The sequence below is a fragment of the Paenibacillus borealis genome, assembly GCF_000758665.1.
GTDB classification, from domain to species: domain Bacteria; phylum Bacillota; class Bacilli; order Paenibacillales; family Paenibacillaceae; genus Paenibacillus_AQ; species Paenibacillus_AQ borealis.
This window is the reverse complement of sequence record NZ_CP009285.1, coordinates 507,787-528,360: the sequence shown is the minus strand read 5'-3', so window position 1 is coordinate 528,360 and position 20,574 is coordinate 507,787. Positions and strand designations below refer to the sequence as shown.

Annotated in this window: 21 protein-coding genes; 6 read left to right on the top strand and 15 right to left on the bottom strand. The window is 55.3% G+C overall.

Going from position 1 to position 20,574, the window contains the following annotated elements; translation table 11 throughout:
* Positions 1-349 precede the first annotated feature (349 nt).
* The 3 genes from PBOR_RS02320 to PBOR_RS02310 all read right to left on the bottom strand — a co-directional run bounded on the left by PBOR_RS02320 (position 350) and on the right by PBOR_RS02310 (position 3,348).
* Positions 350-1,693, bottom strand: coding sequence for a glycoside hydrolase family 30 protein (locus PBOR_RS02320; protein ID WP_042210247.1), 1,344 nt, complete (start codon positions 1,691-1,693; stop codon positions 350-352).
* 102 nt (positions 1,694-1,795) lie between these two features.
* Complete coding sequence (locus tag PBOR_RS02315) at positions 1,796-2,812, bottom strand: LacI family DNA-binding transcriptional regulator (protein ID WP_042210246.1); 1,017 nt, start codon at positions 2,810-2,812, stop codon at positions 1,796-1,798.
* Positions 2,813-2,865: 53 nt separating this feature from the next.
* Positions 2,866-3,348 (bottom strand): hypothetical protein, encoded by a 483-nt coding sequence (locus PBOR_RS02310; RefSeq protein WP_042210245.1) that lies wholly within the window; start codon positions 3,346-3,348, stop codon positions 2,866-2,868.
* A gap of 291 nt (positions 3,349-3,639) precedes the next feature.
* Here PBOR_RS02310 and PBOR_RS36000 point away from each other — a divergent pair, with 291 nt between their 5' ends.
* The gene (locus PBOR_RS36000) at positions 3,640-4,443 is read left to right on the top strand and encodes an HNH endonuclease (protein WP_042218827.1); all 804 of its coding nucleotides are present in this window, start codon (positions 3,640-3,642) and stop codon (positions 4,441-4,443) included.
* A 121-nt stretch (positions 4,444-4,564) separates the two neighbouring features.
* On the opposite strand, the gene PBOR_RS02300 is transcribed toward PBOR_RS36000, so the two are convergent.
* A complete protein-coding gene (locus PBOR_RS02300) occupies positions 4,565-4,759 on the bottom strand; it encodes a YwbE family protein (protein ID WP_042133109.1) in 195 nt (64 codons plus the stop codon).
* 87 nt (positions 4,760-4,846) lie between these two features.
* Between PBOR_RS02300 and PBOR_RS02295 the strand changes: the two genes are divergently transcribed.
* Complete coding sequence (locus PBOR_RS02295; RefSeq protein ID WP_042210244.1) at positions 4,847-5,149, top strand: hypothetical protein; 303 nt, start codon at positions 4,847-4,849, stop codon at positions 5,147-5,149.
* 38 nt (positions 5,150-5,187) lie between these two features.
* Here PBOR_RS02295 and sdaAA read toward each other — a convergent pair whose 3' ends face one another.
* The 3 genes from sdaAA to PBOR_RS02280 form a co-directional block, all read right to left on the bottom strand.
* Positions 5,188-6,066 carry an L-serine ammonia-lyase, iron-sulfur-dependent, subunit alpha gene (gene sdaAA, locus PBOR_RS02290; protein ID WP_042210243.1) on the bottom strand — a complete coding sequence of 293 codons (879 nt, stop codon included), beginning with the start codon at positions 6,064-6,066 and terminating at the stop codon, positions 5,188-5,190.
* The gene (gene sdaAB / locus PBOR_RS02285; protein WP_042210242.1) at positions 6,063-6,773 is read right to left on the bottom strand and encodes an L-serine ammonia-lyase, iron-sulfur-dependent subunit beta; all 711 of its coding nucleotides are present in this window, start codon (positions 6,771-6,773) and stop codon (positions 6,063-6,065) included. The genes sdaAA and sdaAB overlap by 4 nt, the downstream gene beginning before the upstream one ends.
* 121 nt (positions 6,774-6,894) lie before the next feature.
* A complete protein-coding gene (locus PBOR_RS02280) occupies positions 6,895-7,311 on the bottom strand; it encodes a GNAT family N-acetyltransferase (protein WP_042210241.1) in 417 nt (138 codons plus the stop codon).
* Between the two features lie 143 nt (positions 7,312-7,454).
* On the opposite strand from PBOR_RS02280, the gene PBOR_RS02275 reads away from it, so the two are divergent.
* Together PBOR_RS02275 and PBOR_RS02270 are read left to right on the top strand one after the other, a co-directional pair.
* Positions 7,455-8,351 (top strand): SDR family oxidoreductase, encoded by an 897-nt coding sequence (locus PBOR_RS02275; RefSeq protein ID WP_042210240.1) that lies wholly within the window; start codon positions 7,455-7,457, stop codon positions 8,349-8,351.
* Between the two features lie 68 nt (positions 8,352-8,419).
* On the top strand, positions 8,420-8,875 hold the full coding sequence (locus tag PBOR_RS02270; RefSeq protein WP_042210239.1) for a hypothetical protein: 456 nt from the start codon (positions 8,420-8,422) through the stop codon (positions 8,873-8,875).
* Positions 8,876-8,908: 33 nt separating this feature from the next.
* Here PBOR_RS02270 and PBOR_RS02265 read toward each other — a convergent pair whose 3' ends face one another.
* The 3 genes from PBOR_RS02265 to PBOR_RS02255 all read right to left on the bottom strand — a co-directional run bounded on the left by PBOR_RS02265 (position 8,909) and on the right by PBOR_RS02255 (position 12,062).
* Positions 8,909-10,783 carry a bifunctional ADP-dependent NAD(P)H-hydrate dehydratase/NAD(P)H-hydrate epimerase gene (locus PBOR_RS02265; protein WP_042210238.1) on the bottom strand — a complete coding sequence of 625 codons (1,875 nt, stop codon included), beginning with the start codon at positions 10,781-10,783 and terminating at the stop codon, positions 8,909-8,911.
* A gap of 178 nt (positions 10,784-10,961) precedes the next feature.
* Entirely contained in the window at positions 10,962-11,594 is a 633-nt protein-coding gene (locus PBOR_RS02260; protein ID WP_042210237.1) for an NAD(P)-dependent oxidoreductase, read from the bottom strand.
* 51 nt (positions 11,595-11,645) lie between these two features.
* A complete protein-coding gene (locus PBOR_RS02255; RefSeq protein WP_042210236.1) occupies positions 11,646-12,062 on the bottom strand; it encodes a GNAT family N-acetyltransferase in 417 nt (138 codons plus the stop codon).
* A gap of 274 nt (positions 12,063-12,336) precedes the next feature.
* Between PBOR_RS02255 and PBOR_RS02250 the strand changes: the two genes are divergently transcribed.
* On the top strand, positions 12,337-12,645 hold the full coding sequence (locus tag PBOR_RS02250; protein ID WP_042210235.1) for a hypothetical protein: 309 nt from the start codon (positions 12,337-12,339) through the stop codon (positions 12,643-12,645).
* A gap of 129 nt (positions 12,646-12,774) precedes the next feature.
* Here the strand turns inward: PBOR_RS02250 and PBOR_RS02245 are convergent, their stop codons facing one another.
* The 4 genes from PBOR_RS02245 to PBOR_RS02230 form a co-directional block, all read right to left on the bottom strand.
* Positions 12,775-12,996 (bottom strand): YezD family protein, encoded by a 222-nt coding sequence (locus PBOR_RS02245; protein WP_039299580.1) that lies wholly within the window; start codon positions 12,994-12,996, stop codon positions 12,775-12,777.
* Between the two features lie 102 nt (positions 12,997-13,098).
* Positions 13,099-13,962 (bottom strand): sulfate ABC transporter permease subunit CysW, encoded by an 864-nt coding sequence (gene cysW, locus PBOR_RS02240; RefSeq protein ID WP_042210234.1) that lies wholly within the window; start codon positions 13,960-13,962, stop codon positions 13,099-13,101.
* 226 nt (positions 13,963-14,188) lie between these two features.
* The gene (cysT, locus tag PBOR_RS02235; RefSeq protein WP_042210233.1) at positions 14,189-15,040 is read right to left on the bottom strand and encodes a sulfate ABC transporter permease subunit CysT; all 852 of its coding nucleotides are present in this window, start codon (positions 15,038-15,040) and stop codon (positions 14,189-14,191) included.
* Positions 15,041-15,155: 115 nt separating this feature from the next.
* The gene (locus PBOR_RS02230) at positions 15,156-16,277 is read right to left on the bottom strand and encodes a sulfate ABC transporter substrate-binding protein (RefSeq protein ID WP_042210232.1); all 1,122 of its coding nucleotides are present in this window, start codon (positions 16,275-16,277) and stop codon (positions 15,156-15,158) included.
* A gap of 461 nt (positions 16,278-16,738) precedes the next feature.
* On the opposite strand from PBOR_RS02230, the gene PBOR_RS02225 reads away from it, so the two are divergent.
* Entirely contained in the window at positions 16,739-19,072 is a 2,334-nt protein-coding gene (locus PBOR_RS02225; protein WP_052429294.1) for an alpha/beta hydrolase family protein, read from the top strand.
* Positions 19,073-19,453: 381 nt separating this feature from the next.
* Here PBOR_RS02225 and PBOR_RS02220 read toward each other — a convergent pair whose 3' ends face one another.
* Positions 19,454-20,503 (bottom strand): lactonase family protein, encoded by a 1,050-nt coding sequence (locus PBOR_RS02220; protein WP_042210231.1) that lies wholly within the window; start codon positions 20,501-20,503, stop codon positions 19,454-19,456.
* Positions 20,504-20,574: the final 71 nt, after the last annotated feature.

Here is a 20,574-nt window from a genome sequence, read left to right as displayed (position 1 = left end):
GTTATTGCTCCCCCGAGCAGCCTTCTGTTGCATTTCATACATTAGATTTCAGGATTTCTGCCTAAAAATGCCTCTTCCGCAGGATTCTAATGCACATAGTGCAATTGATCGCTAGTTTCGGCGGAGATAGGAGAAATCTAGTGTACAAAGTGCAACAGACGGCTAGGGAAGGGCTTGAACTCACTCCGAACCAAACTTTAGCTTACAGCTTCTAACTCCTATTTCTAGCTACTTAACTCCCGGCTTCTACGCATCTAGCCTACTCACCCAAAATCCCACCCTCTACCTCCATACTGCCAGCTTCCCGCATGAGTCAACTCTGCCCGCTCTCCGCTTCCCCATAGCAAGCCTAACCTTGCGAAATCAGATGCGTGGCAATGGAATGTGCAGGCAGCGTGCATTCCGCAACTTCACCGCCGAGGCCAAGCGTCAGGGAGCGTTCCTCTTCGCCTTCATTCATCAGTACAACAGCAATGCTGCCGTCCGGATTGCGGAATGCCGCAGATAATACGCCCTCAGCCGCCGGCTCCAGCCCGATCCGCACAGCACCCTGTGCGATGAACTTGCTGAAATGCCCGATATAATAATAAGAGCTGTTATAGTGAACCTCGTCCGTAGTCGTATCCGCAATCACCGGAGCATCGCAGAGATTCCCCACATGGTTCGGTCCGCCAGTCTCATCCAGCACCAGATTCCAGTCCAGATACCCCTCTGTCCAGGCATTCAGATCACCGATCATATTCCGGCCGTAGCGCTCACCCGTGAACCATTCACCCAGACGAACGCCGCCTTCCTGGCAGCCTTCGGTGAAGAGCACATGCTTATCCGGGAAAAGCTCATGCACTTTCTCCACCTTGTCGAACTCCTCGCCGCCGTACCAGTGGATCCCGGTTCCCCATACATACTGCGCTGCTTCCGGATCGGATAGAATCGGTGTCACGCGCTCGATCATAATATCGCGGTTGTGATCCCATATGACGATATTCACATCGTCCATCCCGGCTTCGCGCATCACCGGGCCGAGGTGGTTTTTGACGAAATCGCGCTCTTCCTCGGCACTATATACACAAGAGTCCCATACTTGCACTGCTGCCGGCTCGTTCTGCACGGATACTGCCCAGACCGGAACGCCTTCTTTGCGGTAAGCCTCGATGAATTTGGTATAATAGCGCGCCCAGACCGCAGCATATTCCGGCTTAAGCGAACCTCCGTTGTTCATCTCCCCGTTTGTCTTCATCCAGGCCGGCGGGCTCCAAGGCGAAGCCAGCATCGTGAAGGGCCCTCCTTTTACCTCCATAGCATCCTTGATGAGCGGCAGAACCCACTGGTGATCATGTGATATATCGAAGGTTGCCAGCTCTGTATCATTATCCTGCACATAGGTATAGTTACCGAGTGCGAAATCACAGCTATGGATATGCACGCGGCCCATATTGTAATTCAGCCCGTCCACCGGGTGAAAATAACGCCGGATAACCTCTGCCCGTTTCCCGGGGCTCATCCGTGACAACGTATAGGCAGCCGCTTCAGTGAAAGCGCCGCCAAATCCAATGATCTTTTGAAACTCCTGCTCCGGATGCAGCTGTATATCTGCTGTTGTACCAGGGGTTGCTGCTTTGAACTGGATACCTTCTTTGGAACTCAGACGATCCTCTGTATCTTTGGCGGTTACTACGGTTTGAACGGTTGTCATGTTGATTCACTCCTTCATCATTTGAATTCGAAATAAAACGAAAGAAATCGAAACCGGTTTCGATTTTGCTGAAAAAAAATGCATTCCCGGTTGAACGCACTTTTATCTCTTGCCCGGCGGTGCACAGGAATCCCTGACGATGATCTCTACAGGCAGAACCAGCGCCTCCTGATTTGTATGCGGGCCGTTCATCGAAGCCAGCAAAAGCTCCGCCGCCCGGGTACCCAGCAGCTCCGTATTCTGGCGGACGGTAGTCAGCGCAGGTGTAACATATCCGGCAAGCTCGATATCATCATAACCCATGACTGAAATGTCCTCCGGTACAGACAGGCCCTGATCCTTAGCAGCCATCACCGCACCCAGTGCAAGCAAGTCGCCCGAAGCAAAAACAGCAGTAGGCCGCTGCGGCAGTTCAAGCAGAGACTTCATTGCAGCGTAGCCGTTCTCCAGAGAGTAGAATGCTCCCTCAGCAACATATTCTTCCGGTACCTCAAGCCCCTGTTGCTCCATCGCCGCTCTGTACCCCAGCTCCCGCTGTTTCCCCGGATAGGTGTTCTCTCCGCCGGAAATATGGGCAATTCTGCTGTGTCCGAGCGATACCAGATATTCCACTGCCTGCAGTGCACCGGTCATATTATCTGAGCAGACCGTATGCGACAACGCCGTTTCAAAATCGAGAATCACTGTAGGGATATCACTCTCCAGAAGCTCCCGGAAATACGGGTCTTCATAATCAGAGAGGAACACTACAACCCCATCGACTCCGCGAATCCGGCAGTTCTCCAGATATCCGCTTCTCTTGCCGCCGACATCCTTCGAAATAAACATGAGGGCGTAACCCTTGGCTACGGCAACCTGCTTGAAGCTCTCAATAACTGCACTGAAAAAAGGGTGGCGGATACCCGCTCCCGTATTCTCCACAAACAGCACACCAATCGTCCACGATTTCTTGGTCGTCAGTGTACGTGCATGCGCATTCGGCAGATACCCCATCTCCTGGGCGGTACGCAGTATTTCCTGCCGCGTCTTCTCCCGCACGTCAGAGTAGTTATTGAACGCCTTCGACACCGTGGTTGGTGAGTAGCCGGTTCTTTTGGCAATATCATATATGGTAGTCATTTCCGGTTCACTCCCGCGGCCCAAATGAAAGCCCTTTTATGTTCACTGTCATTCTAACTTCTTTCAGAACGGCCGTCCAGCATAAAATATCTCTGTACCGCAGGCAGCAGCGTAACGATCTGAACCAGCATGCCCAAAGACATATAGAAAACATGAACAATGCTAACGGTATCCATCATATATGTCTGTACCATAATCCAGATAATCTGCCCAAAGCCGATATAAAGCGAAAAGCTCCATGCTGCATGCAGCGCCTTAAACGGGGTCAGCGCATAGCCCCAGGACCACTGAGGCTGCCTATAAAGACCGTAGAGCACCATCAGCGGCAGCAGCCCAAAAATGATCAGCAGCAGAATACCGGGAATTTCATAACTGTCAAACGGCGACCTTTCCAATATCGAAGCCGGCATTCCGATCATTTCACCACTGGGATCGGCGAGCAGGATCAGCCCTCCGGCGACAGCCCCAAGACCTAAAAATGCTTGAAGCACAAACAGCAGTCTTACGGCTCCGGGCTTTTTTTGGCTAACGGTCATTCAGATTCCTCATCTCTGGTTCATAATTATTATATGTCATATTAACTTCATCAACGCTTGACCAGCCCTGCTTGTGAGTTTACAGGTTTTTCCTCAAGGCCGCCGGGAAGGATATCACAATCCGGGAGATTCACTGCTTTTTGGGCCTGCCGTGTGAATGTCCGTGCTTTACGCTATACTAATAGCAAATCATCGAATTCACATGAGCGGTATACAACATATACGTTACTATTTCAAAATACAGAAGGGATTGGACAGTTGCGGCTCCGGGCCGTCCTGCCAAGTATACTTATGACTGAAACTATTCTACCTCCATCTAAACAATGTGCCTATTGTCATCAGCTGAAGCCGCTCTCCGAATTCCGCAGGCGCACAGGCAAGCGCTCTAAGGGAATGTCCCGGCGCGGTGCCTGCCGGGAATGCCGCAAGCTGCGCGAAGCAGGCGCTGCGGCAGCGCCGCCGCGTCCAAGCTCAGCGCCTGCTCTGCCGGAACGTCCGCTCAGTCCAGGGACTGCCAAGCAGGATAAAGCAACGGTCTCTATCTCCGGAGCAGGCTCAGGCGCTGCCAGACCGTCTGCTGCCCAGGGCCGTCAACCCTCCTTGCCTGAACGGGTCAAGGAAGCCCGGGGCAGCTCGGGTACCACCGGCCCCAAGAGCAAGACCCGTCCGCGAAGTGCAGATACGGGACGTACCCTCCCCCAGCAGCGGGGACCGAAGCCCGATCCCCAGGATGCTTCTGCACTCATCCCTTCCGGCAAGGGTATGATTCTGATGCGCGGGCACAGCGACAAAGGCCGGCGCTGGCATCAGGAGATTGATCTTGCGCTTGCGGTAACACTTGTCCGGGAGCATGCCGCAGTTGTCGTGAACCGCCGTACGATCCGCCGCTTATACAGCAATAAGGATTTCCGCGCCTATATTCTGACCCGGGACCAGTATATCTGCCATTTCTGCGGCTTATACGGGGATACGATCGACCATCTGCTGCCCCGTGCCAAGGGCGGACACACTACGCCGGACAACTGCGTCTGCGCCTGCAATTTATGTAATCAGACCAAGGCCGACCAGTATGTTGAGGAATTTATGGGCCGCTAAGCAGGGGCCTGTGCAACGGTATGTGCAACAGTCTGCACACCAAAAAGCGCCCCTGCCCCAGCGGCCGTCCAATTGCACAGCCGCCCTGGCTCGTGGCGCTTCTTCACTCTTTGTATGCTGCTTAGCCCGTAATATTCTTGACGCGTCCTACCTGGCCGTCTGTCAGCCGCACCTTGATTCCGTGCGGATGACGGGGCGAATTGGTCAGAATATCTTTAACCGCGCCATGTGTGAGTTTGCCGGTTGCCTGATCCTGCTTCAGCACAATATCAACCTGAAGTCCGGGGCGGATATCCGCTCTAACTTGCCCGTTCATGTTCTTCTCCCCTTTCCCGAAGTATCTTGCAATCTTGCAGTCTTGTATTTAATCAATTCACTATAATCAATAAGGATGATGACAGCTATGGCCTTTGGCATTCACAGAGCGGAACTAGCCCGCTGGAAACAAGCCGTCTCCGCAGGGGAAATTGCGTTCCTTACACATTACTGGCTGGACAAGCGGTTTCCTGACATCACAACAGTAACCAAGGTCGGCTGCAGCGACCTGTCCCGCCTCAGAGACTGGTGCAGGAAGAACGGTCTTCCGCCACAATATATTCATAACCGTGAGCCTTTTCCCCATTTCGATCTGATGGGGCCGAAGCAGGCGGAAATTCTCCGGCGTGAAGGGCTGTGGGATCAGCTTGAACGGTTCCGCATGCTATAGACCCGGCAAGCTGATGCGGTCCGAAGGCCCCCCGCAGATTATTTCTTGTTCCGCAAATCCTTCATAATCTTGCGGCCGGTTGGAGTCTGGGCCAGTCCGCCCCCTGCCGTCTCGCGGTGCTTCTCCGGCATAGCGGAGCCTACCTCCAGCATGACCTTGATGACTTCATCAGACGGAATTACACTGCGGACACCAGCCAGCGCCATGTCGGCCGCAGCGAGCGCCGTTACAGCACCGAAGCCGTTACGGACAATACATGGAATCTCCACAAGTCCGCCTACGGGATCGCAGATCAGCCCCAGTGTATTCTTCAGTGCCAGCCCTACGGCATGCACGGCTTGCGCCGGTGTGCCGCCCCGCATTTCGGTCAAAGCCCCTGCTGCCATCCCGATGGCCGAACCGACCTCGGCCTGGCAGCCGCCTTCTGCTCCCGATACAAATGAATTGTTGGCGATAACATACCCGATGGCTCCAGCCGCGAACAGGCCGGTTACCATATAGTCATCATCCCAGCCGAAGCGCTCCTGACAGCTCAGGAACACCCCGGGGATGATTCCGCAGGAGCCTGCGGTCGGCGTAGCGATAATCCGTCCCATAGAAGCGTTCACTTCAGAAACAGCAAGAGCATACGCCATGGCCTGACCGGCAGGACCGCCAAGACAAGGTTCATCCGCCGCATTGTAAGCAGCCACACGCTGGGCATCAAGTCCTGTCAGACCGCTGCGTGAGGTGGTATCCTCATTCATGCCGCGGTGCACCGCTTCCTTCATTACGCCATAATACTGGCTCATGGTAGCGAACTCCTGCTCCTTGGAGCGCCCGGATTCCGTGCTTTGCTCCTCAAGCATCAGCGCGCCGATGCCCAGTCCCCGCTCTTCACATAATACAGCCAGCTGGCTGAGTGTTTGAAAATTCATGATGTAGTGTCCTTCCCCTTCTGTTCTTGTACCTGTTCATTCAAATCGACTACCTTCACTGATTTCACGGCCGGCAGCGCCCGCAGATTCAGCAGCAGCTCCGGTGTAGCGGCCTCATCCAGTTCCAGCACCGTCAAGGCTGCTCCGCTGCGGTTCTTGCGGTCCAGCGACATATGGCCAATATTGCACTGGCCCTGCCGCATTACATCCGTAACGCTGGCCAGTACCCCCAGATAATCCATATGATTAATCAGCACGGTTGGATACATGCCGGTAAGCTTCACGCCGAACCCGTCAATATCAACAATTTCAATGTTGCCGCCGCCGATCGAAATTCCGGTAAGCGTCAGCTCTATGCCGCTCTCGCTGCCGGTAAGTCGCAAGCGGACCGTATTGGGATGGGGAAACAAGCCCGTTCCCTGGCCGAAGGAAATCTTCATTCCGGCTTCGGCCGCAAGCTCAATGGAATCCGGCAGCCGGTGGTCATCAGTGGTGAAGTCAAGCAGGCCCCCGGCAATGGCCCGGTCTGTTCCATGTCCCTGATACGTAGCAGCAAAAGAACCGAAGAACGTGATTTCTGCCTCACGCGGCAATTCACCGAGCACCTGGCGCGCCGCTCTGCCGATCCGTGCCGCCCCCGCTGTATGCGAGCTGGAAGGTCCGACCATTGCCGGACCGATTATTGAGAATACATCCTTAAACCGCATCGCTCTAATCTCCCGCTATCAAAATTCAATAATGCACAGTGAGTAGTGCAGTCATTGTACAGCTCTTATATATTATACTGCGTCCGCATCAAAGCTACACTATTACATTGTTTGTGACCTATCAGCTGTTCCGCGAGAACAGTACAAGCCCATCCCGCTCCTGCCAGCCGGTGCCTGTCCAGAAGCTGCGGCCCAGACTGTTGTGCCCGATCACCATCAGATGGCATTTCATAATCCCTTCTTCCCGCAATCTCTCCAGGCAGCGCGTGACCATCTCACGCCCGGCGCCGCTTCCCCGGCTGTCGCTGCTGACCGCCACATGATACATATACCCTCTGCGTCCGTCATGTCCGCACATCGCGGTACCCGCAAGTGTGCCGTCCTCGTTCACACATACCTGGCTGATTCCCGGATTGCGTTCCAGATAACGGACAATTTCCCCGCGCGAGTCCGCTTCACTAAGGCCCATCCCGTCCGTATTCTCCCATAAGTGATAAGCGGCCTCGTAATCATCGGCTGTCATTGGTCTGTATAACATTTTTTATTCTCTCCATTTCCATGTATTTAGTATGTAAAGATAATGCCTTAAGAATAGCTAGATAAAGGACAGCTGCGCACGCTTTTCTGGGCGCATGCATACCAATATACGGAGAACCAACAGGCAAGGAGGAGTATCACCCGATGAATCCCGTTTATCCCTACTACGGAGAAAAGACGGTATGCCGCGTACAGCCTATCGCTTTCCCCCCACAGCACCAGGACCGCCAGCCGGGTCTGGAGAGCCTGATGAATCCGCGTCCGATCAGCGAGAATCCTGACAGCAGTGGCGGCAGGCTCAAAGGAAAGGTTGCTCTGATTACCGGCGGAGACAGCGGCATTGGAAGGGCAACTGCCATCGCTTTTGCCAAAGAAGGGGCAGATATTGCCATAGTTTACCTGGACGAAGCTTCTGATGCCGCGGCCACGCAGCACCGGATAGAGGAGCTTGGACGCCGCTGCCTGCGGATTGAGACGGACCTGCGCCATAAAGAGTGCTGCTTCGAAGCAGTGGAGCACACCGTGCATACCTTGGGCAAACTGGACATTCTGGTGAATAACCATGGCGTCCAATATCCGCAGAAGAGTATTCTGGATATCTCTGAGGAGCAGCTGTACCAGACCTACCGCACCAATATCTTCCCTTTCTTCTTCCTGACCCAGGCCGCGCTCCCGCATCTGCACAAAGGAAGCTGCATTATTAACACCGCCTCCATTACCGCTTACCAGGGCAACAAGGAGCTTATTGACTATTCATCCACCAAAGGCGCCGTTGTCTCCTTCACCCGCTCCCTGGCGCTTTCCCTGGCGGACAGCGGCATCCGTGTCAACAGTGTGGCTCCCGGTCCGGTGTGGACACCGCTGATTCCTTCCAGCTATTCCGCTGAAAAAGTCAGTGTATTCGGCACAGATACTCCGTTCAAACGGGCGGCACAGCCCTATGAGCTGGCGGGAGCTTATGTCTATCTGGCCAGCCCTGATGCTTCTTATGTAACAGGCACCTGTATTCATGTTAACGGAGGGGACATGGTTACAAGCTGATTCATGCGCCTGATTCGTCCGGTCATTCCGGCCGTGCTCCTTCACCCACCCCGAAAGGATGTTTATCGATGACCACACATAAGGATTATGATCTGCCTTCTGTCCGCCTGACTGCGGGCATGTACGCACTGACCAAGCTGTCGGCCGCCGGACTGACCTTTATTCTCGTTTCCCTGTTTATGCTGGGCCATGGATACGAAGGCGGAATTCCGGATGGCTGGCCGGTATCAGTGCCCTATGCCATTTACGCTTACGGCTTACCGGCGGCGATACTTGCCGATGCGCTGCTGCGCATGTTCCGCTCCACTACGCTCAGTCCGGCCCTGGTGTTATACGCCGTAGCCGGTTATGGCGCCGGCCTGTGGCTCGCTTCCGAGCAGGGCGGCGACGCACTGACCTGCGGCCTCACCGGGCTCGTGGTACTGCTGCTGTTCCGCTTGGCCCAAATAGCCGGTGAACGCTACCCGCTCCTGCTGCCTGTCTTCGCCTTGTTTATTCCGCTGCTGTGCCTGGTTTTGTTCTAATTCCACCCCGCTGCTGGCAGCCCCGGGTTAGCTTCACAGCGCCTCAATAATATCCCCGGCGATCAAAGCCGCCGGGTTATCCCGTTTCCGGGCGGCATGTTCTCCCGCCAGCCCGTGGAGATAGACCCCGAAGGCTGCCGCTTGTGCAGCATCCAGGCCCTGAGCCAGCAGACCGGAGATGATTCCGGTCAGCACATCACCCGCACCGCCGGTCCCCATTCCCGGATGACCCGTGATATTGACATAGGCCTGTCCTTCAGGCGTTGCTATTACTGTATGGGCTCCCTTGAGCACCAGGATTACACCATGCGCTGCGGCATAAGACAGCGCCAGTCCGATCCGGTCACGCTGCACCCCGGCTGTAGAAATCCCTGCCAGCCGGGCCATCTCCCCGGGATGCGGGGTCAGAATTACCGGATGGCGGCGGCTCCATGCACTGTAATCAGCATCCGCCAGTATATTCAGCGCATCCGCATCGATAACCAGGGGAGAATCCGTCTCTTCCCAAAGTCTGCGGAGCCATTCCGTATCTCCTTCGAACCGGCCAAGACCCGGGCCGATGGCCACGCAATCGCGGCTCCCGCTTAGCCGCAGTACTTCAGCGGCCGTACCGGCATGCCATTCCCCGTCGCTGCCAGCGACCGGGGCAAGCATCAGCTCAGGTGCGCAGCCGATCACATAGGGCAGCAGCTTATCCGGCAGCGCCCACGTCACCAGCCCGCAGCCTGCGCGCAGCGCGGCGCGGGCGGACAGCAGGCCGGCGCCGCTCATGCGCAGGCTTCCTGCTGCCAGCAGGACATGCCCGTAGGTGCCCTTGTGGCCTTCGGGCGAACGGCGGCGCGACACGTCGACCTGCAGACGTGTCCGCAGCACTTCCGGCGTCAGCAGGCTGACCCGGACGCCGCTCTCACGGGCCAGGGCAGCGGGGATGCCGATGGAGCGGACCACCACATGCCCGGCTGCTCCGGCGCCGGGATACTGCAGCAGCCCGCGTTTGAGGAACGCGAGGCAGACCGTCACCGCCGCATGAATGCAGGGCTCATGCGTCTCCCCCGTGTCCGCGTCCAGCCCGCTCGGGATGTCCGCGGACACAATAGGATTGCCGCTGGCATTCGCAGCGGCAATCAGCTCCGCATAGGCACCGCGCGGGGCGCCCGCGCTGCCTGTGCCGAGCAGCGCATCTATGATGCCGCTGCAGGCGGCAAGGTCCACCGCATCCCTGCCGTAGACTACGGCAGGGATGCCCATGGCTGCAGCGGCATCCCGCTGCAGGGCGGCTTCGCCGGCCAGCGACTCCGGCGCGGCCGCGTACACCAGCGTGACGGCGATGCCGGCCTCACGCAGGTGCCTGGCGGCGGCGAGCCCGTCGCCGCCGTTGTTGCCTTTACCGGCGAGGACGAGCCAGTGCTCGGCGCCGGCAGCGGCAAGCGTCAGCGCGGAGTCGGCGCTGACCGAGAAGCCCCGCGGCTGGATCGCCGGCCCGCCGCCCGCGGCCCATGCTCCCAAGCCTCGCCCCTCTGCGTCTGCGCTCTCTAAGCCGCCTGCCACGCCCGCTCCATAGCTACTCGTTCCCCCGTCTCCGCTTCCTCCGGCCACACCGCCAGCAGCGCCTGCTTTATAGCTTCGCAATCCTCCGCCTGCGCCTCCAGCCGCACCTACTCCATAACTCCTCGTTCCTCCGTCTGCGCTTCCAGCCGCACCTGCCCCATAGCTCCTCGTTCCTCCGTCTGCGCTTCCACCGCCCGCTCCATAGCCCGCGTCGCCCGCACCGCGCCGCCGGCACAGCGCAATGACCTCCTCGGCAATCGCCCGCCCGGCGTTCTCCATTAACGCAATTGCCGGAATCCCCAGCCGCTCAATTGTCTCGCGGTCGAGCGCCCGCATCTCCTCCGCAGTCACCACATCCATAGCCAAACCCTCCTTTAGTTGCTTAGATTGTACCCAGTACTATAGAATCAAGCAAAATGCAGACTTTGACGCATCCGCATCCGGTTAAGCGCCCGGAATGACAGCAAAAAGCCCTCCTGAGCGTTCAAGAGGACGGGCTTTTTGCCTACGAAGCCTGCATTCTAGGCCGCTTTAATTATTAATACCCCACAGTAAACCGGGCCTTGCTGAAATTGCCTTCCTCCAGCTCATCGATAACGGCTACCGCGAAATCCTGGATACTGATGCTGCTCCGCCCGTTCTCGTCTACAATTAGCCGGTCCAGACCAATCCGGAACTGTCCAGTCCGGCGTCCGGCGATAATAGCGGCAGGCGGGCTCAGATACGTGTAATCCAGCTCTGAACCTCTGTAAATTTCATAGGCATTAGCGTGAGCCGTTGCAAGTGGACGGTAGTCCTCAGGGAAGTCAGCTGTGTCCATCAGCCACTCTCCGGATTCTGTCTTCAGGCTGCCTGCGCCGCCAATAACGATTAGACGCTGGAGCCCGGCGGCCCGCATGCCTGTCAGCAGAGAATCCGCCACTTGCAGCAGATCATTCTCATGCCCTGGCGCAGGCCCGAATGCACTGATGACCTCTTCATGTCCGCGCACGGCGTCCGCAACCGAAGCCGGGTCCAGCAGATCAGCTGCAACAGCCTTAAGCCGGTCATGCTGAATACTGAAGGCCTCCGGCTTGCGGACGGCAGCGGTAACCTCATGTTTTCTTTTTAATGCTTCTTCTACAATTGCACTCCCGATCTTACCCGATGCACCAAATACTACGATATCCATTCTCTTGTTGCCTCACTTTCATATTTGCTTAAAGCTCTGATCATCTATTCATCATGAACGCCGCAGGAACATTCCCTGTGAATCCGGCATTACAGGTGCAAACCCATATTGCGCATACAGCCTGGAGGCTTCCCCGTCAGCGATGAGACTAATGTACGCCTTATCCGGCACAGTTTCCAGAAACCTGCGGATTTCCCGCATAATGATTTTTCCCAGACCCCGCCCCTGAAAGGCAGGCTTCACGGCAATATCCGTCACCTGAAAAAAACAACCGCCGTCCCCGATTACCCGTCCCATTCCAATCAGCAAGTCCCCTTCATACAAGGTTACAGCAAACACTGATCGGGGCAGCCCGATTCCGGCTCCCTCCACACTCATGGGACTAAGCCCGGATTCCAGCCGCAGGGCCAGGTATTGCTCCACTGAGGGCAGTTCATGCCGGATATCCGGCTGCAATGTCTTGTCCATACATTATCCCCCCTTGTCATGATTATCCCGCCTGCACGCGGACATTCCTGTTAACCTGTTACAAATATATATGAGTGTAAGGTTTCGAGGCAAGGCAGCGCCCTTCTTATCCGGGAAAATGAAACGTCCGGCCTCCCCCCGGCGTACAATTACTCAGAAACGCAAAAAGGTTCTGCATCTATTGTCCGGCACAGATTATTCTTAGCCCGTATCCTTGGGTAAACTGTGGAATAGGATCTTTATAATACTACTTTGGAAGGTTGGTGAAGTTATTATGTCTCCGATTGGGAAATTATTTAAATGGGGAACTTTTGCTTATGAGGCTTTTCTGGCGCTGCCTTTCATCGGCGGGGCATTTGTCGTAGCCAATGCCTGGGTACCGCTGGGGGTTGCTTTTCTGCTCCATGCTGTAGCTGTAATTATTCTGCTGAGAGAACGCGGACCTATCATCGGTAACGCAGTTGGTATCGTCACTTCGGTGGTCGGTTTAATACCTTTTGTCGGCTGGATTATGCATGCCATCACTGCCGTCATACTGCTGGTGGAGGGAATCACCGGATCACGGCGCAATACACGCTACTAAAGTTAGACTTACACGTAAATGTCCCGGCATTCAAAAGGGGTACCTCATTCAGCCGTTTCAAGGCTTGTGAGATACCCCTTTATGCTGTTCGCGGAAAGGTATGATCGTTTATCAGTGCACTACAGATTGCTATCCTCGTCCCGCAGAACGGGAATCGGTCCGCCGGCTTCCGGTTTCTCCACTATAACGTGCATTTGCTGTGCTGTTCTCGAAACGTTTGCGCTCTGTGCGCTCCATCTGTACGATTTGACCTTCATGCACCACAATATGCAATGAGCCGAACTCCATATCGTCGAGAAGTTCCGTTATCCGCGCAAGCCATACCTCATCCACTTTCAGTGGTTTAGCCATTCTCCAGCCTCCCTTTCCCCGGACAGGGGAGTATCTCCGCCTAAATCCCGTTATTACCACCTTGTATACTATGAATTAACTTAGCACGGACCTAAAGGACTGTCAATGAGCATTTTTACGTAAAAGCAGACTCTTGACGATCATGGTCACCAGGGCCAGCAGCAGCAACAGGGAGGCGACGGCGAAGGATGCCGAAAACTGATATTCGTTATACAGAATTTCGACATGCAGCGGCAAGGTATTCGTCTCTCCGCGGATATGCCCGGATACCACGGACACCGCACCGAATTCACCCATAGCGCGTGCATTACAGAGAATGATGCCGTACAGCAGGCCCCATTTGATATTGGGCAGCGTCACCCGCCAGAAGATCTGCCAGCCGTGCGCACCCAGCGTAATGGCCGCTTCCTCCTCCTGTGTGCCCTGCTCATCCATCAGTGGAATCAGCTCGCGCGCCACAAACGGGAACGTGATAAACAGCGTAGCCAGCACAATACCCGGCAAGGCGAAGACAATCTTAATATCATGGTTGCTTAGCCAAGGACCGAACCAGCCATGCGAGCCGAATACCAGAATAAAGATCAACCCGCCAATCACCGGTGATACGGCAAAAGGCAGATCGATCAGTGTAATCAGAAAGCCCTTGCCGCGAAAACGGAACTTGGTCACTGCCCACGCCGCCGTTACGCCGAAGATCGTATTCAGCGGGACGGTAATCGCAGCGACCAGCAAGGTCAGCTTCAGCGCCGAGGCCGCATCCGGATCGGTCAGCGCGGCCCAGTAGACATCCAGCCCCCGCTTCAGTGACTCCACCAGCACAATAATCAGCGGCAGAGCAATCAGCCAGAGCAATACAAGTCCGGCAAGGGAAATGAGCACCCATTTCACCGCTTTGGATTCTGTCGTCCGGGGGGACGACACGCTTTTTCGCGGCGCGGGGACATGTAAGGGGACCGTACCGGCCATTTTTATTCCTCCTAAAAGTTTTGTTAGCTTAGGCATCCTGAATCTGCTTCGTACAAAACTAACAACGGAAGCATTCGCTTAAGTTTTATGGAGCATTCGCTTAAGTTTTGTTAGCTTAGGCATCCTGAATCTGCTTCGTACAAAACTAACTCCGGAAGCATTCGCTTAAGTTTTATGGAGCAAGGCCATCTTGAATGGCCGCCGTTGTCCCGGATTTCCTGATTCCCTAACGCGAACTCTTCCGCGCCCAGTGCTGGAGGCTGTTGATTACCAGCAGCATCAGGAAGGAGATCAGCAGCAGCAGCAGTGCCACCGCCGTCGCCCCGGCGTAATCGAACTGCTCCAGCTTGGACATGATGAGCAGCGGAGCAATCTCCGTGCGCATCGGCATGTTGCCGGAGATAAATACAACGGAGCCGTATTCGCCAATGCCCCGGGCAAAAGCCAGTGCAAAGCCTGTCAGCAGCGGCGGGAACAGCTCCGGCATAACGATCCGCACGAAGGTCCGCCAGCGTCCCGCTCCCAGCGTGGCCGATGCCTCTTCCATGTCCCTGTCCAGATCCTCCAGCACAGGCTGAACCGTGCGGACCACAAAGGGAATGCCGATAAACATCAGCGCCAGCGTAATGCCAAGCGGCGTGAAGGCTACCCTGAGACCCAGCGGCTCCAGCAGGGAGCCGATCCAGCCGTTCTGGGAATAGAGTGCGGTCAGTGACACACCCGCCACAGCTGTAGGGAGCGCGAACGGCAGATCGATCAGGGCGTCGAATAGTCTTTTGCCCGGAAATTCATAGCGCACCAGCACCCAGGCCAGCAGCAGCCCCAGCACTGCATCGATCAGGGCGGCTGCAGCAGCTGTACTCAGACTGACCCGGTAGGAGGCCAGAACACGGGCATCTGTCGCTACGTCCCAGAATTTAGCCCAGCTCAGTCCCGTCGAATTGAAGAGCAGCGCTGACAGCGGCAGCAGAACGACCAGACTCAGATACAATACGCTGAACCCCATCGTAATCCCGAACCCCGGCAGAAGCCTGCGCCGTGACACAGCTGCCGCAGCAGCATTAGTGGTGACATTCATTTGCCCATTCATCCTTTCCTGCCTTCGGCTCATAGGCCGATCAGCACTTTGACGGGACACCGCCTGTAAAATTAGCCTTACCTGTTCTGCTTAGCCCCGTCATCCCGGCTTTCTGTCAGCTGCCCGGTACGTAGATTTTGTCGAAGATTCCGCCATCATTAAAGTGCTTCTCCTGGGTTTCCTTCCAGGTTCCGAATTTGTCCGCCAGTGTGAACAGCTTGATCTCAGGGAATTGATCCTTGAACTGTTCCTTCACACTCTCCAGAGTCGGGCGGTAATAGTTCTCGGCGGCGATTTTCTGGCCTTCTTCGGTGTACAGATATTTCAGATAAGCATCTGCCACCTCACGGGTGCCTCTCTTGTCGACAATCTTATCCACCACGGCTACCGGCGGCTCGGCCAGAATGCTCTCCGAAGGATTTACAATCTCGAATTTATCCGGACCCAGCTCCTTGATCGACAGGTAGGCTTCATTCTCCCAGGCGATCAGCACGTCACCGATTCCGCGTTCAACGAAGGTAGTTGTGGAGCCGCGCGCCCCGGTGTCCAGTACGGGTACATTCTTAAACAGCTTTTGTACGAACTCCTGAGCTTTGGCTTCATCGTTATTATTCTGGTCAAGCGCATATCCCCAGGCTGCCAGGTAGTTCCAGCGTGCACCGCCGGAAGTCTTAGGGTTCGGGGTAATCACTTCTACATCGTCCTTCAGCAGATCCGGCCAGTCCTTGATGCCTTTCGGGTTGCCTTTGCGTACAAGGAATACGATGGTAGAAGTATAAGGGGAGCTGTTATGCTCATATTTACTCTGCCAGTCCGCGCCGATAAGACCTGTTTCCTGCAGTGCATCAATGTCGTATCCGAGCGCCAGCGTAACTACGTCTGCTTCCAGACCGTCGAGTACAGCCCGGCTCTGCTTGCCTGATCCGCCATGCGATTGCTTGATCGTAACCTTCTGGCCTGTCTCCTGTTCCCAGTAAGCGGCGAATGCCTTGTTATAATTCTCGTATAATTCACGTGTAGGGTCGTAGGACACATTCAGCAGTTCGACCGGATCTTTGGCTGGAGCTTTCGTTGCCTCCGGTGTAGCCGCCGTATTCGCAGCCGCCTCTGTTGCCGCCGGGGCCTCTGTTGCCGCGCCCGCACTGTTACCTGCATTGTTGTTGCCGCAAGCAGTAAGCCCTGCCGTCAATAATAGTGTGAAACCGGCGATAAGCCCCTTCTTGATCCCTTTCTTCATCACAAACCACTCCCCCATAATGTTCTTGTAATTGCATTATCATTGTGAATTTCTTGTTGGCTTAATTCCCGTCAAAAAAAGACGCAGGAAAGCCCACTTGTGGCTGGTCAAACCGGTCCTGTGGACGCGTATCTGCGAGCCTGAAGCAGGCGTTCCTCCGTCTGTACGGTAAGAACTTATTTGATTATTCCTACCCATTTAGTAGGTTATACAGACATAATACTGAATGCTCTCCGTGCTGTCAAACCTTTTTTTCAATTTGGATGAAAGATGCCTCTACTCAGCCTGACGGCAGCAAGTGGCGGCCGTTCCTGTAAGACCCACTTGTTATTGATGTCTTAAAGTAATATTATTGCTACATCTTATAGGTCGAATTACTAGATATAAGCTGAATTACTAGAGATGAGGTCAGCCGGATTTCTGCTGCCTCAATTTGCCACAAATTGTCGGGGGAAACTATCATGGGAATGGATTTGGAGTATGCACCCGCGCCGCAGGGACCGCGCCTGCACAGGCGCATACTCAGAGAATTGGGAAGACGCATCCTAGAAACGTACCGGTATGATACAACATTATGGAGGATTGCGCTCTGCGGTCCTTGGATTCTATGTATTCTGGCCTTTACTATAGCCGTTATGGGCATCCCTACAGGGCTTGGGAGCGCAGCGGATATTATACTCGCAGCCGGCGCCGGAACCCTTGTAATGGCGCTGGCCGGCAATCTGCTGGCCGTGCTGCTCTCATTAACCGGCCTGCGCATTCCGCATCTGTTCACGGGCTCTTTGCTCAGTGCGCTGAGCGCCGTGCTGCTCATTCTGTATTATGCCGATCTGGAGCTTGAAGCCGCAGCAGTCATCGCTGGTATCGCTGCTTTGGCCAGCGGGCTCGGAGGGCTGGCCGCCGGTATGCTGCGGACCCGGAGAAGCCTCACCGGAGGGCTTCTGGCCGCGGTTCTTGTCCTGACTCCCTTGGCACTGGCCTATGGGACGGGAAGCAGCAGCCCTGCCCCTTATCCGTCGCTTCAGACATTGGCAGCGGACGGAGAGGTTCTTCCTGCGGCAGCTGCCGATCCCAGCCAGCCGGGTGACTACACCTTCCACAGCTTCACCTATGGCAGCGGCCAGGACCTGCAACGCAAGGAGTATGGCGCGGATGCCGCGCTCCTCTCCGCTTCCGTGGATGCTACGGAGTACATTACATCATGGCCAACACTGCGCACCTTATTCTGGGGATTTGATCCCGGCGCGCTTCCTCTGAACGCCCGGGTCTGGATGCCTGACGGAGACGGGCCTTACCCGCTCGTGCTTATGGTGCATGGCAACCATATGATGGAGGATTATTCCGAGGGCGGGTACGCCTACCTCGGGGAACTGCTGGCCAGCCGGGGATTTATCGCCGTCTCGCTGGATGAGAACTTCCTGAATTATTCCGCCTGGTCCGGCATTCCGGACAATGACTTCAAGGTGCGGACCTGGATGATTCTGAAGCATCTGCAGCAGATCGCAGGCTTTGCGGAACAATCCGGCACTCCTTTTTATCAGAAGGTCGATTATGACCGCACTGCACTGCTGGGCCACAGCCGCGGCGGTCAGGCCGTAGCCATGGCCGCGGATGCTTCGCGGTGGTTCACTGGTGATCCGGCACTCGCGGCCGTGAAGCAGTTCAACATCACTTCCGTTATCGCGCTGGCTCCTACCGATAAGGTTATTGACAGCAAACAGGCCAGTCTGGTGGATGTGAACTATCTTACGCTTCAGGGTGCCCGTGACGGCGATGTGCATGACTTCTACGGGGACCGTCAGTATATGCGTTCTTCCTATAGCGGCAGCACCTCCGCTTTCAAGAGCTCGCTCTATATTGCGGGTGCCAACCACAGCCAGTTCAATACAGACTGGGGGCTGTTTGACCAGACAATGCCGACCGGACTGTTCCTGAAACGTACAGATATTATGGATGGAGATGAACAGCGGCAGATTGCCAAGGTCTATGTATCCGCGTTTCTGGAGACTACGCTGCACGGAAAGCCGGAATATCAGCAATTATTCCGTGATTACCGCAGCGGCGCGCAGTGGCTGCCGGACACCGCCTATTATAACCGGTTCCAGAGCGGAACTTACATTACGGTAGCGAACTACGAGGAAGACCGCAAGAGAAACACGGTAAAGGGCGGCACGGCCACAGCTGAAGGCCTCACCTGGAGCGAAGAAGCAGCCAAGGACCGCGAGTCCAAGAACAAACCCTCTTACGGTATTCTGCTGGAGCGCAGCAGCACCCCTCAGAATCAGGATGAGGATGCCGCTGCCGATTCGGTTGAGGCATCCTACAGTATCAAGCTTAATGAAGCACTTACCCGTAAACTTGCCAATTCCGCTGCAGAGGGCTTAGCCTTCTCCTTGGCCAACCGTAATTCCGACGCTGATGATGATGAAGATGCCGCTGCACCGTCTGAGGCTGCCCTCTCCCCCGATGTGGAGGTGGAGCTGACCGACAGCAATGAGGTCACGGCACGGCTGCCCCTGGATGAGGTAATGGAGATTCTGCCATTACCCCAGACCGAATTCACGATCAGTCCATGGCTGGAGGAACGAATCAGTGACGGCAAGTTCGGCGACCTCTCAGAGGCCGTCTTCCAGACCTATGAGCTGCCCTTTGAGCTATTCCTTGAAGAGGAGCCAGCGCTTGATCCGGACAAGCTGACGGAGATCACCTTCTACCTGCAAGGGGAAGATGACAAGATAATGCTGGATGACATCGGCTTCTACGAGCGGGATGACCAGCTGCAGGGATTGCAGTAGAGCAGCATGCGCAGACGACAGGCTTGTCGCCCCCACTATGACACGGGGGTATAAATAACCCAAACGAAGAACGTCCCAAACTGCCAGCAGGCAGCAGAGGGACGTTCTTTCGGCGTGATCAGGGGAAAGGGAAATACTTATCCTTAAGTTCACTCTCTATAGACATATCTAATGGCTTAAATGTTGTATGAATTACAGCTTTCATCCACTGATGGCGGCGTAATCAGGCGGATTGTTGCAGGAAATACAAGAATTGTTTTCGTTAATCTGCTTAGCGGAAGGGAAATGCTGCATTTCATACAACAATCTCCGATTACAGCCGAAATAACGAGGCAAATGTTGTATTTCGTACAGGATTTCAAATCATAATGCCCCGCCCTATCAAACAGACACTATGCAAACCGGAGACGGAATCTCCAGTTCATTCCCGGTAGGGATCAGCCGGCCGCTCTCACTGTCGATTCTGAAGGATACGATGTTGCCGCTGTTCTGATTGGCCGCAAGCAGCATTCCGCTAATGATGGCGAAATTACGCGGGGTCCGGCCGCCCGAGATGACCCAATCCTCCGCCTCCAGCAGACCCGTAGCATTATCAATATGGAACAGGGCGATGCTGTCATGTCCGCGGTTCGATACATACAGGTATCTTCCGCAGGGGGACACGTGAATATCCGCTGCCGTATCATCACTTCCGGCCGTGTAATGCTCAGGAAGGGAGCTGACATTCTGCAGGATCTTCAGGTTGCCCTGCTGCTCGTCATCGGCAAATACGGTAACCGTATTATTCAGTTCATTAACCAGATAGATCCATTGCCGCGAAGGATGTATAGCCAGATGGCGGGGTCCGGAGCCCGGCGGCAAATCCACTTCGCGGTGGGTGACCAGCTTGCCCTCCTCCACCCGGTAGAACACGATCTGATCCAGTCCAAGATCGCAGACCAGCACATGCTCCCCGGTTTTATCCGGAATAACGGAATGCGGATGGGGCGCATCCTGACGGTCTGCACGGATTCCTGAACCTTCATGCTTAACCTGGGAAGACATGTCCTGCAGCGAGCCGTCAGGGTTCAGCGGGAATACATTCACATTCCCTCCGGTATAATTGGATACGAATATGTAATCTTCTTGCGGTGCCACGGATACATAACATGGCGCACCGCCTCCGGTAGGTCTGCTGCCCAGCAGACGCAGAGCTTTGCTGCCGGGTTCAATGGCGTAGGCATACACCCTGCCTTCATCCTGTTCACTCACCGCATATAATACGGTTCCCGCTGCATTTACAGCCAGGTAGGAGGGATTCTCAATTCCGCGGGTGCCGCCCATAACTCTCATTTCACCTGTTTCCTTATTCAGCGCCCCCAACAGGATGGCTTCTTCCTTCTCACTGCTATAAGTCCCGATATAGAACAACACTTCATTAGGCTGGTGCATGGCAACGGCTCCTTTATTGTATAGTGTAGAATTATATAACCTGCATAATGGTGTTTTCACTCAGCTGATCC

Bases quoted from the DNA above. Each gene is read 5' to 3' on its own strand.
- PBOR_RS02320 (WP_042210247.1), bottom strand. From the start codon at position 1,693: ATGACAACCGTTCAAACCGTAGTAACCGCCAAAGATACAGAGGATCGT.
- PBOR_RS02315 (WP_042210246.1), bottom strand. From the start codon at position 2,812: ATGACTACCATATATGATATTGCCAAAAGAACCGGCTACTCACCAACC.
- PBOR_RS02310 (WP_042210245.1), bottom strand. From the start codon at position 3,348: ATGACCGTTAGCCAAAAAAAGCCCGGAGCCGTAAGACTGCTGTTTGTG.
- PBOR_RS36000 (WP_042218827.1), top strand. From the start codon at position 3,640: ATGACTGAAACTATTCTACCTCCATCTAAACAATGTGCCTATTGTCAT.
- PBOR_RS02300 (WP_042133109.1), bottom strand. From the start codon at position 4,759: ATGAACGGGCAAGTTAGAGCGGATATCCGCCCCGGACTTCAGGTTGAT.
- PBOR_RS02295 (WP_042210244.1), top strand. From the start codon at position 4,847: ATGGCCTTTGGCATTCACAGAGCGGAACTAGCCCGCTGGAAACAAGCC.
- sdaAA (WP_042210243.1), bottom strand. From the start codon at position 6,066: ATGAATTTTCAAACACTCAGCCAGCTGGCTGTATTATGTGAAGAGCGG.
- sdaAB (WP_042210242.1), bottom strand. From the start codon at position 6,773: ATGCGGTTTAAGGATGTATTCTCAATAATCGGTCCGGCAATGGTCGGA.
- PBOR_RS02280 (WP_042210241.1), bottom strand. From the start codon at position 7,311: ATGTTATACAGACCAATGACAGCCGATGATTACGAGGCCGCTTATCAC.
- PBOR_RS02275 (WP_042210240.1), top strand. From the start codon at position 7,455: ATGAATCCCGTTTATCCCTACTACGGAGAAAAGACGGTATGCCGCGTA.
- PBOR_RS02270 (WP_042210239.1), top strand. From the start codon at position 8,420: ATGACCACACATAAGGATTATGATCTGCCTTCTGTCCGCCTGACTGCG.
- PBOR_RS02265 (WP_042210238.1), bottom strand. From the start codon at position 10,783: ATGGATGTGGTGACTGCGGAGGAGATGCGGGCGCTCGACCGCGAGACA.
- PBOR_RS02260 (WP_042210237.1), bottom strand. From the start codon at position 11,594: ATGGATATCGTAGTATTTGGTGCATCGGGTAAGATCGGGAGTGCAATT.
- PBOR_RS02255 (WP_042210236.1), bottom strand. From the start codon at position 12,062: ATGGACAAGACATTGCAGCCGGATATCCGGCATGAACTGCCCTCAGTG.
- PBOR_RS02250 (WP_042210235.1), top strand. From the start codon at position 12,337: ATGTCTCCGATTGGGAAATTATTTAAATGGGGAACTTTTGCTTATGAG.
- PBOR_RS02245 (WP_039299580.1), bottom strand. From the start codon at position 12,996: ATGGCTAAACCACTGAAAGTGGATGAGGTATGGCTTGCGCGGATAACG.
- cysW (WP_042210234.1), bottom strand. From the start codon at position 13,962: ATGGCCGGTACGGTCCCCTTACATGTCCCCGCGCCGCGAAAAAGCGTG.
- cysT (WP_042210233.1), bottom strand. From the start codon at position 15,040: ATGAATGTCACCACTAATGCTGCTGCGGCAGCTGTGTCACGGCGCAGG.
- PBOR_RS02230 (WP_042210232.1), bottom strand. From the start codon at position 16,277: ATGAAGAAAGGGATCAAGAAGGGGCTTATCGCCGGTTTCACACTATTA.
- PBOR_RS02225 (WP_052429294.1), top strand. From the start codon at position 16,739: ATGGGAATGGATTTGGAGTATGCACCCGCGCCGCAGGGACCGCGCCTG.
- PBOR_RS02220 (WP_042210231.1), bottom strand. From the start codon at position 20,503: ATGCACCAGCCTAATGAAGTGTTGTTCTATATCGGGACTTATAGCAGT.